Origin of the sequence: Mesorhizobium carmichaelinearum (genome assembly GCF_900199455.1) — a bacterium.
GTDB classification, from domain to species: domain Bacteria; phylum Pseudomonadota; class Alphaproteobacteria; order Rhizobiales; family Rhizobiaceae; genus Mesorhizobium; species Mesorhizobium carmichaelinearum.
On the sequence record NZ_FZQR01000037.1, the window covers coordinates 25,637 to 41,238 of the forward strand.

Annotated in this window: 12 protein-coding genes and 2 pseudogenes; 9 read left to right on the forward strand and 5 right to left on the reverse strand. The window is 58.8% G+C overall.

Annotated features, from left to right (window positions below):
* Positions 1-261 precede the first annotated feature (261 nt).
* Complete coding sequence (amaB, locus tag CKW40_RS37295; protein ID WP_095204667.1) at positions 262-1,818, forward strand: L-piperidine-6-carboxylate dehydrogenase; 1,557 nt, start codon at positions 262-264, stop codon at positions 1,816-1,818.
* A gap of 243 nt (positions 1,819-2,061) precedes the next feature.
* Here the strand turns inward: amaB and CKW40_RS37300 are convergent, their stop codons facing one another.
* Positions 2,062-2,262 (reverse strand): hypothetical protein, encoded by a 201-nt coding sequence (locus CKW40_RS37300; RefSeq protein ID WP_095204668.1) that lies wholly within the window; start codon positions 2,260-2,262, stop codon positions 2,062-2,064.
* A 215-nt stretch (positions 2,263-2,477) separates the two neighbouring features.
* Here CKW40_RS37300 and CKW40_RS37305 point away from each other — a divergent pair, with 215 nt between their 5' ends.
* Positions 2,478-2,711 carry a gamma-butyrobetaine hydroxylase-like domain-containing protein gene (locus CKW40_RS37305; RefSeq protein ID WP_179298253.1) on the forward strand — a complete coding sequence of 78 codons (234 nt, stop codon included), beginning with the start codon at positions 2,478-2,480 and terminating at the stop codon, positions 2,709-2,711.
* Between the two features lie 502 nt (positions 2,712-3,213).
* On the forward strand, positions 3,214-3,426 hold the full coding sequence (locus CKW40_RS37310; RefSeq protein ID WP_095204670.1) for a cold-shock protein: 213 nt from the start codon (positions 3,214-3,216) through the stop codon (positions 3,424-3,426).
* A 197-nt stretch (positions 3,427-3,623) separates the two neighbouring features.
* Here the strand turns inward: CKW40_RS37310 and CKW40_RS37315 are convergent, their stop codons facing one another.
* From CKW40_RS37315 to CKW40_RS37325, 3 genes are all read right to left on the reverse strand, one after another.
* Positions 3,624-4,001 (reverse strand): Ros/MucR family transcriptional regulator, encoded by a 378-nt coding sequence (locus CKW40_RS37315; RefSeq protein WP_280175426.1) that lies wholly within the window; start codon positions 3,999-4,001, stop codon positions 3,624-3,626.
* Between the two features lie 135 nt (positions 4,002-4,136).
* Entirely contained in the window at positions 4,137-4,787 is a 651-nt protein-coding gene (locus CKW40_RS37320; RefSeq protein WP_095204672.1) for a hypothetical protein, read from the reverse strand.
* Between the two features lie 49 nt (positions 4,788-4,836).
* Positions 4,837-6,300 carry a DUF4403 family protein gene (locus CKW40_RS37325; protein ID WP_095204673.1) on the reverse strand — a complete coding sequence of 488 codons (1,464 nt, stop codon included), beginning with the start codon at positions 6,298-6,300 and terminating at the stop codon, positions 4,837-4,839.
* A 421-nt stretch (positions 6,301-6,721) separates the two neighbouring features.
* Here CKW40_RS37325 and CKW40_RS37330 point away from each other — a divergent pair, with 421 nt between their 5' ends.
* Positions 6,722-8,806, forward strand: coding sequence for a DNA/RNA non-specific endonuclease (locus CKW40_RS37330; RefSeq protein WP_095204674.1), 2,085 nt, complete (start codon positions 6,722-6,724; stop codon positions 8,804-8,806).
* Positions 8,807-8,920: 114 nt separating this feature from the next.
* Here CKW40_RS37330 and CKW40_RS37335 read toward each other — a convergent pair.
* A pseudogene (locus tag CKW40_RS37335) lies at positions 8,921-9,797 on the reverse strand (ArdC family protein).
* A gap of 604 nt (positions 9,798-10,401) precedes the next feature.
* On the opposite strand from CKW40_RS37335, the gene CKW40_RS37340 reads away from it, so the two are divergent.
* From CKW40_RS37340 to CKW40_RS45660, 5 genes and pseudogenes are all read left to right on the forward strand, one after another.
* Entirely contained in the window at positions 10,402-11,571 is a 1,170-nt protein-coding gene (locus CKW40_RS37340) for an ImmA/IrrE family metallo-endopeptidase (RefSeq protein WP_095204675.1), read from the forward strand.
* A 6-nt stretch (positions 11,572-11,577) separates the two neighbouring features.
* A complete protein-coding gene (locus tag CKW40_RS45495; protein WP_280175425.1) occupies positions 11,578-11,763 on the forward strand; it encodes a DUF4411 family protein in 186 nt (61 codons plus the stop codon).
* The gene (locus tag CKW40_RS45500; protein WP_280175427.1) at positions 11,760-12,041 is read left to right on the forward strand and encodes a DUF4411 family protein; all 282 of its coding nucleotides are present in this window, start codon (positions 11,760-11,762) and stop codon (positions 12,039-12,041) included. The genes CKW40_RS45495 and CKW40_RS45500 overlap by 4 nt, the downstream gene beginning before the upstream one ends.
* A 1,507-nt stretch (positions 12,042-13,548) precedes the next feature.
* Positions 13,549-14,709, forward strand: a pseudogene (locus tag CKW40_RS37355) (IS701 family transposase); the annotation flags it as partial.
* A gap of 401 nt (positions 14,710-15,110) precedes the next feature.
* The gene (locus tag CKW40_RS45660; RefSeq protein WP_095204682.1) at positions 15,111-15,533 is read left to right on the forward strand and encodes a MucR family transcriptional regulator; all 423 of its coding nucleotides are present in this window, start codon (positions 15,111-15,113) and stop codon (positions 15,531-15,533) included.
* Positions 15,534-15,602 lie beyond the last annotated feature (69 nt).

A 15,602-nucleotide genomic window follows, 5' to 3' on the forward strand; every position in this document is an offset into this window, starting at 1 on the left:
GAGCTGCTCTTTGCGACAAGCTGGGCGGGCGCTTGCCGAAAGGAGAAATTCACGCTCTTGTCACCGGCTTCTCGTGCCGCTGCCAAACCAAGCGCATCGCTGGCTCGCCATCCGGCCGAGGCCCTTGTCGAGCACTTGGCCGGGAGACAAGCCCGCTCTGCCCCCTCGATGCCCAACGCGCTTGCGAGGATCGAATTTTAGATCGCCCACCTGCCGCCGCGGTGGTGGCGATGCCAAATCCCTAACACCGGAGGAAACACCATGACTTCCCACGCCACACAGATCATCGATCCCTCCCTCGCCGGCGAGGTGGCCACGATCCTCGCTCGTTGCGGGGTCGAGGTCGCCGCCTTTAACGAGGGCGAACTCGCCGTGAGATCACCCATCTCGGGCGAGACGCTAGCGCGAGTGAAGACAGTCGATGCCACAACCGCCAGCGAAGCGATTGAAAGCGCGCACTCGGCCTTCCTCGAGTGGCGACTGGTGCCCGCGCCGAAGCGCGGCGAACTGATCCGTCTACTTGGCGAGGAGCTCAGGGCGGCCAAGGGTGACCTCGGACGTCTCGTCTCGATAGAAGTAGGCAAGATTACCTCGGAGGGCCTGGGTGAGGTCCAGGAGATGATCGACATTTGCGACTTCGCCGTGGGCCTGTCGCGTCAGTTGTACGGCCTGACGATTGCTACCGAGCGTGCCGAGCACCGCATGATGGAAACCTGGCATCCGCTCGGCGTCACCGGCATCATCTCAGCATTCAACTTCCCTGTCGCCGTCTGGTCGTGGAACGCGGCGCTTGCGCTGGTCTGCGGGAATTCCATCGTCTGGAAGCCGTCGGAGAAGACGCCGCTGAGCGCACTGGCGGCTCAGGCCCTGCTTAACCGTGCGGTCAAACGCTTCCAGCGGGAAGGTGGGAGCGTCCCGGAGGGCTTGGCAAGCATTCTGATCGGGACCCGCGATATCGGCGCGGTTCTGGTCGACCATCCGAAGGTGCCGCTGATCTCCGCCACCGGCTCGACGGCAATGGGCCGCGCTGTCGGCCCCCGCGTCGCCACCCGCTTCGGTCGCTCAATCCTGGAGCTGGGGGGAAACAATGCAGCAATCGTCACCGCCACCGCAGATCTAGACCTGACCCTGCGCGGCATCGCCTTCGCAGCGATGGGCACCGCCGGGCAACGCTGCACCTCGCTGCGGCGCTTGTTCGTGCATGACAGTGTCTATGATAGCTTCATTGCGCGACTGAAGAAGGCTTATGCCTCCGTGTCGGTTGGCAACCCTCTCGAATCCGGAAACCTCATCGGCCCCTTGATTGACAAGGCAGCTTTCGACGCACACCAGGCGGCGCTTTCCGAGACGAAGGCCACTGGCGGCAAGGTCTTCGGCGGCGAGCGGGTCGATGCCGGCTTTGGCAACAACGCCTATTATGTCCGCCCTGCGCTGGTCGAGATGCCCAAGCAGACCGGTTCGGTTGAAAAAGAGACCTTCGCCCCCATCCTCTACGTGATCCGCTACAGCGATTTCGATGAAGCGCTTCGGCTGCACAACGGCGTGCCGCAAGGTCTGTCATCGTCGATCTTTACCAATGATCTGCGCGAGGCCGAGACTTTTCTGTCTGCGCGAGGTTCCGACTGTGGCATCGCCAATGTGAACATCGGCCCCTCCGGCGCCGAAATCGGTGGGGCATTCGGGGGCGAAAAGGAAACTGGCGGAGGCCGGGAATCCGGCTCGGACGCTTGGAAAGCATATATGCGCCGGGCCACCAACACGGTTAATTACGGTCGCAGCCTTCCCCTCGCCCAAGGTGTGACGTTCGAAGTCGGGTAGGGGGGGAATTGAGCATCAAACCCAGCGGAGACTATCTAGAGCCACGCTTGCGCCGATGTCCTGCCGCCACACAGTCGCGATGTGTGGCGGTGCGTCCTGCCGGTGTCCTCCCCACCGGCAGGGCGCTATCTGTTGGGAGGTGGCCCAAGGCGACACGCGGCATACATGTCGCGCTGCATTTAATAATGAGACTCCTCGGCGTAATGATATCAAGGCCTTAGGAGACCGGTAACTTCTCTGGGGTTAGGCGGCGCGCAGAAGGGGCGGTTTGGGCTTGAATAATGGAGGCACGTTCGGTTCTGGCTGTCGGAACGGTGCCCGCAGCCGATCGCGAAGTTCGCCATTGATCTCCGCCGTCCTGACCTGCATGAGCATGTCTGCACCGTGGAGAGACCAGCGCATCTGCTGCTTCTTGACCATGCGTTTGCCGACAAGCGAATTCACTGCTGACTCGGCGAGGCTGGTGGCGACACGAAGCCCTTCACGGTAACGGACTTCGCGAGATTGCGTGGCTGATTACGGCGTCCGAACCCATAAGCACGGCCGCATGGTAGCGAGCCGGACTTATCGCGGGGTCAAAGAGCAACTTCAGGCAGGCAATTTTTTTCGTGTCCACGTTCCGCTGTTCCCTAAGATGGGGCGAACCACCAGGGAATGACGTGACACCTCTTGAGCTCAAGGTCACTGCCGCGCGCAGCCTTCTCTCCGTTACATGGGATGACGGTGCGGTCTCGCTGATCCCGGCCTCCACGCTGCGGACACGCAGCCGCGCGGCACAGCAGGTGCGGGCGCACATCGAAGGTAACAAACGCTCGTTCGACACCGTCACTGTGACGAGTGCAGAGGCTATCGGTTCCGTGTCCCGCAACTTCGTGTCGAAAGTTGCATTATAAATCACATATCAATCTAACGTTGTATCATCAACAGAGTGGAACAGAATTGAGTTCGCTGCGTGCTTCCCAGTAATAACCGTGATTGACGAGGTCGAGGCCCCACAGGAATGGATCTGATAGCTATGTCCAGCGGGATCGCGGACGGGATGCGGATGCCTGCCGGGCAAGTACGCGTAGGCTGGAAACCCCTTTTCCGGCAGGTGCCGAGGACGCGATGTCGAGCCAATGGCCATAGAGCATGGTATCATAGGGATGGCGCGGTCCGGTACGTGCATTGCCCGGCGGTTGGCGACAATGTGGAAAGGCCGGCGCGTCGCAGCGATCGAACCTCGAAAATGGGCTTGTGGCCCGGCCGTCTGCTACCCGGCGGTGTTGATTTTCGGTCGAACGATCAGGCCTTGCGATTTCTACCGTTTGCTGCGTTTATTTCCCAGTCTCAATAAGAACCGGCTTGGCTTGTTGCCAGGCCATTCTGCAATTTCGTTGTGAAGGAATACTATAGATGGCGACTGGAACCGTGAAGTGGTTCAACAGCACCAAGGGCTTCGGCTTCATTCAACCCGATGGTGGTGGTCCGGATGTGTTTGTCCATATTTCCGCTGTCGAGCGTGCCGGTCTTTCGACCCTCGCCGATGGTCAGAAGATCAATTATGAAGTTGAGCAGGACCGGCGCACCGGCAAGTCGTCGGCCGGCAACCTCAGCAAAGCAGGCTGACTCTCCCGTGTCCCGGCCCAAGCCGGGAGGACGCAGTAGGTGGCGGACGGGACTGACAGCCGCTCAACAAGAGCAGCCGACTGCTGTCAGCCCATCGGGAATGGAAAAGACGTTGCAAGAAGGCGGGGGCTCCCCGCCTTTTTTCGTCGGAGTTGAGTTTGACTGCTGTGCGCGCCAGAACGACCGCGGGCTATCAATCAGGCTGTGCCGTTCGTGCGGGTCCGCTTCGCAGGCGCGGACGCTTCCGGCTCCTTGGGTTTACGGCCGAGGCCCATGCTCTTGGCCAATGCCGAGCGCGCCGCGGCGTAGTTTGGCGCGACCATCGGATAGTCAGAAGGCAAGCCCCATTTGACACGGTATTCGTCCGGCGTCAGACCGTAGTGGGTCGACAGATGCCGCTTCAGCGACTTGAACTTCTTCCCGTCATCCAGGCAGATAATGTAGTCCGGCGTGACCGATCTCCTGACGGACACAGCTGGATTGGGAGCTTCCGGTTTTTCCGGCGCGGAGCCGGCGGCCGCTCCCTTCAGTGCCGCCTGAGTTCGCTGACGAGGGAAGACCGATGTGAAAACGATCCTGGTGCTGCTGGTTCTTCTGGCCCGGCCGTGCCCATTCGAGAATTGGCGGCGGATGACCGAAGAAGAAGTTTGTGGATAGTCCTCCCTAATTTAGCTGAAGCTCGGCAGCAGCGCGTAGACTTGCAGCCTCGCTTACCTGCGGCGGGTCGTAATTGGTGGGAGCTGCCGCCGTTGAGCCGTCGCCACAGCACGCCAGTGCATCGCGAGCGCAACAATGCCCGCGAGGGATAGCGCACCAAAGATTGTTGGCTCAAGGCCCGGCAGCACAGTCGCATTGCCGACACACGGATCGGCCAATTCCTTGTGAAAATCAGTGCAGATACGTGCGGGATCGTTCAGCGTCCGGAGCTGCGACCAATCCCACACGCTGGCGCCGGGGTCCTTCTTGCCGTCGTTCAGCATTACCGTCGCGGAGAGAAACGTACACCAGAAATAGACCAGCGCGATCGCGGGTAGCAGAGAGAAGACTACAATCATCGCGCCTTGATAGACGCGGCCCTCACGCGAGCCCGTGTCGATTGCGTCGAAGCCGACAACGGGTATCCGCTCATGCCATTGCGAGCCGCCGCGTAGAGCGTAGACGCGTCCAATGAGTGAGGTTAGTGCGAGTAAAATCGAACATATCGGGATTGCGATCATTACTGCAGGCACCCTCGCCTTCATGACCAGCTTTGCCCCGAATATCTCTTCCCCGCCTTGCGCGACCACCCAGGAATTCAGGGCGTAATAGAGAAGGAGCGCGCTGACCACAAACCAAACTTTGCTAAGCTGCGATTGCGTCATTTGCACCTCTTGTTCGTTATGGGTGGCCCCGGCTCGTTCGGCAGACGGGCTACTGACCTACTAGATCAGCTGATAGCGCCATATCGAAATTCATTTTGAGCCGGGCACTGGCAATCAGGTTCTTTGGCCCGACAGTGATATCGAGAAGTTCGATCGACGGCGTGTCAGCGGAAATCTTCAATCCCGGAACGTTGGTATTGTGAACGGCCTTCAAAATCTCATCGGACGCGTCGTTGATCTGCTTATTGAGATCGATTCTCGAATGAGCCTCTAAATCTGCGAGGATCTGGGTTTCGAACAAGGATTGTGCCGCCTTCCAGAAGGCGTTGTCCAGGACGGTCGCGAAATCGCGACCCTTAAGGTTCTTTGACAGCTCGTCTAATAGCAATCCATAGGCAGCAGTTGCTTGCAGCGTGATATCGGCTTGACTTCGATCGGCTGATGTTTTGCCCAAAGGCGGCAGAGACAGGGACTGTGTGGGAACTGGCTCTGCTGCAAGACTGGTCTTTGCCGCGACACGCACGGTCATCTTCATGCCTTGCGCTTCACCGACCAGGCCCGAAAAGCTCGCCGCTGTGGGGACGATGTTGAGATAGACGGGCGTGCTGTCCCGTCGATCGATCTTGATCGAAAAGGCGTGCCATTGGGCCTCCACCTTTGACCGAAGCGCATCACAGGGTAAAGCTTTGGAAATGGCATCCTGTATCTTGGCACGGTGGTCATTGATCTGGCCGTTCAACACGTCGGCCAGTCCCAGATTGATTGGCCCTGCGCAAACTTGGGGATGCCCCAGGTTTCCAAAATCAAAGCCGAGGCAGTTTTTGCCAACGACTTCCACCGAAGCACTGCTCACCCATCTGCCGGTTGGGGTTCCCGAGAGCACGGGGCACCACTTATCGTTCATATCGAACTGCAGATCGACGCCGGGGACCAGCCGAGCCTCGAAGTTCTTTCCCGAAAGCGAAAGCAATCTGGCAAGGTCGCCGCCTACGCCGGCCTGACCGCTGACAAACAGCGGCTGTTCGACGTGAACGCCATTGCCCGCCTGGGTCACGACAAGAGGGCCATCAGTTTTGATATCAGCATGCCAATGATAGTCGGCGCATTGGTTCGTAGTGCCAATGCTCGGAGCGGTAATGTCTGGCACTTCAGCACAAACGCGGACACCGATCCATTTGCATTCGGTATGATGTCCGACGTATCCGGGATTAATATGAGGAATACCGACACATCCAATTTGACCATTTCCTTGCACTGGAACGGATTGCGGTATCTTCGATTGTGCTGCTTGCACTAACGTCTCGTACGGGATTTGCGCCACCAGCGTGAGAGCGCTGTCCGAAACGGGTGCCGGCGGCACATCGGCAGTGCCACCATGGTCTGGCGCCTGGAAGAGATTTTTTTCGCAGCCCGACACGCTAAGTAAAATGAGAAGGACCGGAACGAACCGGCGGGTTGCGACGGCTAAGTGAGCGACACGCAACTTCATGCCAGGTCTGGTACGCGATGCCATGGACGTCTCCCCCAAGAATGCTTTGCACCTGCTGAAGCGGCGTCGCTGAATGTCACCGCTTTGTGTTCTCTACGTGATCGAATGATCTTCAGGTCCCCATGCGGAGGCCGGCGTCGAAGCTCCTGCTGCCAAAAGACAGCCGAAAAAGCGATCCCGCGCGAGGAACTTAGTTGAGAACTCTATTCTTTACATTGACCACACATTACTCTTTATTGCTTAGTGATGTAAGAGGAGGCTGGAACTTTTTAAGAAATTGACAGAGCAGCATCGCTGGTCGAAAGGCCTTCGTGTGAAAAGTTGTTAGCCGCTTAAACATTTCGCTGCTTGAGCGTTTGTCGTATGAAGTCGTATCTCTCAATCGCCATCCACAAACAAAGTCCATCGTCATTCCTTATTGAGGCCGTTGGAAGGAAGAGCCTACATGGCCGCGACTAATTTATTCGACGAGCGCCGCCTCGCGGTAATGATTGCAGCGGCAAAGCGATGGAAAACGCAGCCGCCGACGCCTGCGACGACGCAAGTGACGCCATCGGAACAGGCGCGCTACGACGCTCGCCGTTCGAGCTTCGTTCAGGCGAGCGAATTGAAGGCTCAAGGCCGTCTTCCGGTGTTCGTCGAGCGCAAGATCGGCCCCACCCTTGACTGGTACACCTTGCCGCCGGACGATGCTGCTCGAGCCGCTGGCCTGCCGGTCGCGCGCATCGTGATCAACGTCGATCCGAAGGTCGATCCTGTCGGGTTTGCGACCGGGTTCATGATTTCACCCAACATTCTTCTGACCAACAGGCATGTGTTTCCGGATCCCGGCTCGGTTCGAGGAACAGGCGCCAACTTTCTTCACGATCAAACGGCATCGGGTGTCACTCGAGGCATTATTTTTGAGTTCGATCCGGATGCGCTTTTCTTCTCGGCGGAGGATCTCGATTTCGCGATCGTCGCGGTGGAGCCGAAGGCGGTCACTGGCGAGCTTCTTTCTTCCGTCAACTTCCTGGCGATCAATGGATCGCGGTCAAAGATCCTGCCAGGAATGCCGATCCGGATGATCGAATATCCTGATGGCGGGCCAAAACGCTATGCGATGGAGAATTGCCGGCTGCTCGAACTGCGGGACGACGGTTTCCTCCGGTACGAGACCGACACTGAGGGTGGATCGTCGGGCTCACCCTGCTCCTCGGAAATATGGGAGGTAGTCGGTTTGCACCACGCCTCAATCCCGAAAATGCGAGGCAATACTATTCTCAATAAGGACGGTTCGGCATGGTCACCTGGCCAGCCGGATGAGGGGATAGATTGGATCGCGAATGAGGGTGTGCGCATAAGTGCGTTGGTCAAGGCCTTCGGCGGACTTGTGCCGACGACGCCCTCCTCCAAACGCCTTTTGGACGAATTGCTGGCCAACACGACCGATCCTACCGATGAGGTCGCGAAGCTAGCGACGCCTCGCGCGCCAGAAGCGCTTAATCCTCTGCTACCTGATCCCTCCAAAATTTTCGCAAACGTGAAAGGAAACGCAATGGGCGGCGTTACCATGAATTTTTCCGGACCAGTGACGATTTTCATTGGTAGCGGCGTGCCGGCATCGCAGCTTCCACTGGCGACGGCCGAGAGCGCGGCAGACGAGGCGCTCGAGAAGGCACTGCGCTTCGACCCCAACTACGACGATCGAGAAGGCTACAACCCTGATTTTCTCGAAAACGATATCGCGGTGCCGCTGCCTCGCATTTCGCAGGAGCGGGACCAGGAGATGTACAAGGAAAATGGCCAGATCGTCGTGCTCAAGTACCATCACTTCAGCCTGGCGATGAACGCTTCCCGGCGCATGCAGATGTGGTCGGCGGTCAATGTCGACTACGATGCATCGAAAAGGACCTCCAGCGGCCGCGCCTTCTTCGGTCAAGATCGTTGGGTGTTTGACCCGCGAATCCCCCAGAAATACCAGTTGGGCGATCCCGACATCTATGAGCCCGCCAAACAGATCGACCGGGGCCATATCGTGCGCAGGGAAGACAATGCCTGGGGTGATACGCCGACGGAAATCGAGTTTGCCAATTCCGACACGTTTCACTTCTCAAATTGCACGCCGCAGCACGCGGCCTTCAACCGCTCCCAACCGGGAAAGCAATGGCCGGGAGTTCAAGGCTTGTGGGGCGGTTTCGAAAACCACATTCAACGCGACTTACAATCAGGTGACACGCGCGCCTGCATCATAGCGGGACCGATCTTGGAGGCGAACGATCCGCCTGAGGATTTTGGAACCGGCGTGGTGCAGTATCCTCTCGTCTTCTGGAAGGTGGTTGCGGTCTCGGCGCGCGATACCAACGGTCGCCGGTCCCTGCGCACCTACGGCTTCAGGCTTTCCCAGAAAGACGTCGTCGATCGGTTCGGAGTGGAATTCGCGCCCGGTGAATATGCACGCTATCAAGTCGCCCTGTCAGCCATTAGCCATGAGGCCGGCGTTATTTTTGACGATCTCCTCTTGCGCGCCGATACACACGCCGAGGCATAACATGACAGTCAGTGTCGCCGAGGCGGCTCGCGGCCGCACGTTGCCGTGCGCTTCGGTCCAGAAGGCCGCCGCTCATGCGGCGGCTGCTTCGTGGGCGGCGCTGAAGCGCGACAGCTAGTCTGCGGCGCGCTGCGCGTGCGCGGCGGCAGCGAAGATCGCTCGCTTGTCGTCCTTCAGCACGGACAGCCAGTGGCCGATATAGGCGGCATGGTCGTCGCGATCCTCGAGGCGCAGCCCCAGGTCGGCGCACAGGAACGCGGCACCCAGCTCGGACCAGCTCCTCGCGGGCATAGCCGTCGTCTCCGAACCGCTTTCGACCGAAGTCACGGTCAAGGCGCGTAGCGTGCCGGGTCCAATGCGTGGCCTCGTGTTAGGCAAGCGTGGCGTAGTGGGCTTGCGCATCCCGGAAGGCTTCGAAGGCGGCCATCTGGATAACGTCGAGAGCCGGGCTGTAATAGGCGCAGTCGCCGCCATGCCGGATGTCGGCGCGCGTCGCGGCAAAGAAGGCTTCGGCATGAGCGATGCGCTCATCCGGGTTCCGGACGCTTTCGGCACGGGCATAGAAGTGAGCCGGCAGCCCGTCCACCTGCTCGACATTGAAGACCGTGTAGGCCTTTAGGAACGGGATGAAGCGCTCGGCCTCATCGCCGGTGGCCTCGTCGGTCTCGGTGCGCCGCATGGTGTCGGCATACACGACGGGAGAGACCTTCTCGCCCTTGCGGACACGGCCGCCCATCTCGATGGCCTGCTTGAAGGTCATCCAGATCGGCGCGGCGTAATGCGCGGTCATCGCGGACGCCCAGAGCGTCAGGACGTTGATGCCGGCGTAAGGCTGGCTGTTGTGGCGCAGCGGTCGGGAGACGTGGCCGGCGGCATGGGCGGCACTCCAGGGCTGCGTCCAGGGTTTCACGCCCTGCTCAAGGGCTTCGATGATCTGGTTGGTGATGCGGCTGTAGACATCCTGCCGCGGGGTTTCGTTGGTGTCCGACATGACCTTGCTCCTTTTGCGTTGGGTTTTTTCAAGACGCGGAGAAGCTGGGTCGGGCGATTGAGCCGGCCGGTCAGGCCCTAACACGGTCCCGCCTCGGCGGCAGTGGTGCGGGCGGGGTTTGACCGGGCGGCGCGCCGGCCGAACGATCGCGGCAATATTGAGGAAAGCGCGCCGCAATGAGCATGGACGGAACGCCGAAAAGCCAAACCGCGCGGCATCGGCGAAAGTCGACAGGAAGCGACCCTGCAAAGGCAGGCAGCACGCGAGTCAACGCAAATGGACGGCGCTGTGCGGGACCAACTTTACCGCGGCCCTTTTAAGGTACGGGGCCAGGGCTGGCCTGTGCGACTGGGAAAACGACGACGATCCGGGCGAGAGCACCACGACCGGGTTCGCGTCAGTTGCACCCCGATACGAGGATCACCGGAGAGAAGATCGCATGGGGCGGGAGAACGCCAAAAACGGTCCCGTGGCCCGCCACGCCTAGCCCTTGCGACATCCTTTCGAGTATGACCGGGATGCAACGCCACCACGATCCAACGGCGTTAACTGGAACAAGAGGTGCGGCGGCCATGTTGACAGCTGTGATAGAGTAAGCGCGACCATGACGAAAAGCACCCTCGCCTATATCAATCCGGCCATCCTGCGATGGGTCCGGGAACAGGCCCGCCTCAGCCCCGAGGCGGCGGCCGAGGGTATTGGCATATCCGCCGACAAGCTGCAGGCCTGCGAGGCCGGCGACAAGCACCTGACCTTCCCGCAGTTTCTGGCCGCGGCGAACTTTTACAAGCGCGCACCCGCAATCTTCTATCTGAATGAGCCTCCGGTCGGATTTCAGCCGATTCAGGATTTCCGGCGCCTTCGCGAGACGCCAGAGGACGCCTTCAAGTCCGGTCTGGAATGGGCGATCCGCCAGGCCAGGGAGAGACGTGAATTGGCGCTCGAGCTCCGCAATGATTTGGGCGAGCCGGTTCAGCCGTTCAAACTGCAGGCCGCCGTCAAAGACAACGTAGAGACCGTTGGGGCGGCGATCCGGACCTATCTTGGCATCAAGCAGGTCGACCAGCAGACGTGGCGCGCCAAGGCTTTCGATAACTGGCGCACTGCCATTGAAACCAAGGATGTGCTGGTCTTCATGGTGCCGCGCTTGGCATTGACCGAAATGCGGGGCGTAGCGGTCGCAGAACCCAAACTGCCGATCATCCTGATCAATTCCAAGGATCGCACCAACGGGCGCACTTTCACCCTATTGCACGAATTCTGCCATCTGGTCGTCAGGGCCAGCGGTATCAGCGGTCTGGATTTCGTCGCACCCGAGCCCGCCAGCGCCGTCGTAGAGCAATTCTGCAACGCGGTCGCCGGCGCCGCTCTGGTTCCGAGCGACTGGTTGCTAAGCGAGCATTTGGTACGCACCAAGGGCCAGGTGAAGACCTGGGACGACGACGAGCTGGCCGCGCTGGCCGGCCGCTTCGGCGTCAGCCGCGAAGTCATTTTGCGCCGTTTGCTGGGCCTCGGCCGCACCACACAGGCATTCTATGAAAGCCGCCGTGCGAGCTTCCAAGCCGAGTATGATGCCTTGGCCGAGAAAAAGAGTAGCGGAGGTCCCGAGCGTCATCTGGTCGTGCTCAGCCAGCTAGGTCGTAGCTTCACTCGCTTGGTGTTGCAGGGCTACTACGATCGCCAGTTGACGCTGCGCGACGTTGCAAGCCACCTCAATATGCAGGTGACTGCCGTTCCGAACATCGAACGCGCCGCCTTCGGCCTTGCAGGGTAGCGCTACGTGGCGACGATTTATTGCATCGACACATCGGCCCTGATCGCCGCCTGGTACGAACGTTACAAGCCCAAGCGCTTCCCCAGATTGTGGGACGAGTTTGACAAGCTGATCGGTCAGGGCCGCCTGGTTTCGCCCTTCTGGTCCAGGCCGAATGCGAGAAACGCTCCCCGGAGCTGCATGACTGGCTGAAAGACCGCGCGGACATGTTTGTCGCGCCCGACCAAGCGATCCAGCAGCGCGTCCAGCATGTGCTGAACACCTACAAAGGCCTGGTCGCCGCCGGCAAAGAGAAGTTTGCCGCCGATAGCTTTGTCATTGCCACGTCCGAGGTGTTGGGCCACACGCTCGTCACCGAGGAAACCGGCGTGGACAGCTTACGCAAGATCCCCGGCGTCTGTAACGCCATGAAAATACCCTGCATCAACCTGATGCAGCTGTTCGACGCCGAAGACTGGACCATCGGTTAGCCGGAATGCCTTGGGGCCGGCTAAGCTGTCTGAGAGAGATAACTCCCTCTATCGAAAGCTCTCCAAGTTCCCGTCGACATTGCGAAGGCGCGATCCCTCCCCCGCGAAATTCGCAGGACGGGCAGCATACCTTCCCAATTGCTTCGTATCCTGCAGGGCGATGAACCTCATGGCCGATGTTCGCCGCTCGTGATTGAACCTGTGCCAAGCGGCGCGAAGAAGCACGTCCATCTCATCTTGTACCTGCCGACGCGAAACGTTGGCATTAAAGACTCGCACATATGATACCGCTCATCCGGCGCGGCCTGGACGCGGTCCCTTGGGACAAACCACTCTCCCGTCGGCGGGTCATTCCGAGAGTAAGGTTCGGGTTGTTTGACGTAGTAGCCATCCTTAGTAGGTCTGACGTCGCTGGAATCGATTGGATGGCAATCTCGATTGCCGCAGCACCTAAAATGACGAACAGGGTCAGTCTTGTGTGTATACCAATGTGGGCGTTAGCATCGCCAGCCAAGACAAGCCCCACTAATGCAATGCCCCTGCCCGACTTACCCATGGCGTGCCCGTCGCACTTATTGATATTATATTAGCAATACCTAAATGCAAGATTGAAGTCGCATTGCCCAAGGCAAAAGTCTCTGGGGCAAAGAGTTGGTCAATCTTGGCCCGATAGTGTGGCTTTCAGCGATAGTGAAGATGGGCGAGATCTGATCGCGCCAACCGGTCTCTTTCACGATCTTGCCGCCGAAGCCCTTGGCGCAGCACGGGGCGAGCCCGATTCCTGTTCTCTTGCATCTTGTGGGCCATGCTCACCCGTTGACCAGCATACGCCGTCGCAAGCGTGAGCCTCTCGAAAAGGTCTCCCTTACGTTGACCATAAATCTTCGCAAGCCACGCACTATCCAACCCCGGCCATCCCAGATGATCTTTATCTTCATCTCGAAAGTACTCTTCTGCAACCGCCTGATGCAGGTGAACAGATATCGACTGTACTGAGATGCAGGTAATTTCACGCCATGTTGTCACTTCAGCGCCCACGGAACTCCCTTGCGTACTGAGAAATAGCACTGACAAACGCGATCATTTAGCACCTCATGCGTGCATACATGAAGTACGGAATGACGATCAGTGCTGCAAAATAAGGTTTCCACCTTCTGCTTCGTCTATTTACTTCTTCGCAATCGGTTGCTTATCCGCTGCGATCCAACGCTTATTAAACATATCTAATTTTATTGCCCGAGCCCTGAAGCCATTCGCTCGTTTATCCTTCACAGCGATACTTGCATTTTTTGCTGCGTCGGTGTTATGGCAATCACGGGTTGTTAAGTCAAGTTTGTCCTGAACAAGAGAATGTGAGAGTTGTGCGGCACCCAAATTGTCGCCACGGCATTACTATTATCGGTAAAAAACAACGAGGAGCGAGACCAAGTATTACAATTGCGTTTCACATGTGAATTAGTTATTTTTTTCGATTTTGTGCCGGGTGGCCAAGGGGGAGGTATTGAGAATGGTTGAATCGATTGAAATGACACTGGAGATATGGGCCTCGGCACTACGCGAGGTGAAGTCCCTGATTAGGGGGCTTTTCCCTCAGGAACGTGTGGCGATTTCGGCCGGACTGTTCCTTGAAGGCCTGCTCCGGGACGAGCATCGCAAGACCGGCTGGATGCGCGCCGAGGCTGCGGGTGACCCCGGGCCATGGCGCCAACAGGCCATTTTGGGGAGGGTCAAATGGGATGCGGACGCTTTGCGCGACATCGTGCGCGAATACGCGCTCAAAACGCTGGGCGACAACGAAGCGGTCCTCGTGATCGAGGAGACGGGGTTCATCAAGCAGGGCAAGACGTCCTGCGGGGTCGCGCGGCAGCTCAACGTCTCGACGGGCAAGATGGCCAACTGCCAGATCGGCGTGTTCGCGGCCTATGTATCCCGGCACGGGCAAGCTTTTATTGATCGCGCGCTGTATCTTCCGAGGGCATGGACGGATCACCCTGCCCGCTTGGCGCAGGCCCACGTGCCTGCGGGCACGACTTTCGAAATAAAGTCCCGCCTGGCACTGGTTATGATCGCACGCGCCGTCGCTGCCGACGTACCCTTGAGCTGGGTAGCATCTGACCGCGTCTTCGGTGGCGCCGACATCGAGATGGCCCTGCGACGCTGGTACAAGGGCTATGTGCTCAGCGTTAACGGCAACCATCACTTCTCTTGCCGAAATCGCGTCCCAGAAGGAGGGACAGCCGAAGATATCGCGCGGAACCTCGATCCCTCCCTATGGCGGAGCTTGCCTCCGGGAGAGGCCCTCCAGGGCTCTGAATCATGGGCTTATTGCCCGTTCACTGACTTGGACGTCGCGGAATATGACAGAACCCGTTCCGGGCTCTGGACCCCTGGGCTCTTGATCCGACGCGATGCGAACCGCGCTCTCAGCTACTTTTCGACATGGTCTCCAGCGGGAACCGAGATCGAAACCCTTGTCGCAGTGCACCAATGCTGCAGGATTATCGAAGAAGGCCTACGTACGGCGAAGAACGATCTGGGCCTCGACCATAACGAAACCCGTTCCTGGCACGGGTGGCATCGCCACGTCTCGCTAGTCATGCTCGCTTTCGCGATGGTGTCGACCGTGCGCCACAAGGCGAACCTCCAGCCCCCGGGAGCGGTCGGAAGGCTCATGGTGACTAGTCGCAGATTCGAACGCTTACCGAGGCCTCCCAGGAAGCCGAAGCCGGGATCGCTCGGCGCCGCGGCCGCCCTCCCATGGCTAGATCAATCGGGCGAATGTGGCCGCAAGCCCTTGCCGAGCAAAACGCAATAGTAGCGTGAGGTTTCCATGGTGAAATTGTCCGTGAAAACGAGATCCACCCGCCTTCTAAACGAGGCCCGAAGGGCAGCCGGATTCGCCGGAAACGGGAGAAATGAAGAGCTGGTCATGCGACAAAATGCCGTCATCGGTGTCAGTACGTCATATCGAGATATCCGACCTGAGCCAGCGCGTAGCCAGGAGCTCTCCGAGGTCGGTTTTCCGGTTGGAGCGAGTAGGAAAGCTATCAAGAAGCAAGGAGCATGATTATGCCTGAAGACAATACAGAACGGACAATCGCAGAAGACGACAATACTGAACAGACAGGCGTGAATGAGGAAAATACTGAGCACATTAGCGTGGATGAGGAGGATGCTGAACAGCCAGGCGTGGATTTGTTGGGCCTTACGGCAGATATCGTCGCGGCCTTTGTCCAGAAGAACCCGATCCCTGTCGCCGATCTTCCGGACTTGATCGCTAGCGTCAATTCTGCGTTGAGGGGGATCGTACAACCGCCTGCTCCGCCAGAATCTAAGCTCGTTCCGGCGGTCAATCGCAAGCGGTCCGTCTTCCCCGACTATATCATATGCTTGGAGGACGGAAAAAAATTCAAGTCTCTCAAACGGCATCTAATACCAACGGTCATGTTGATTGACCGACGTGAGCCCATTGGCGCGTCCCGATTGAAGTGATGGTCTTTGGTCGTTTGATGAGCTCGCGCCAGGCGTGGCACGCGGCGTCGATGATGGCGTCGTAGCCTT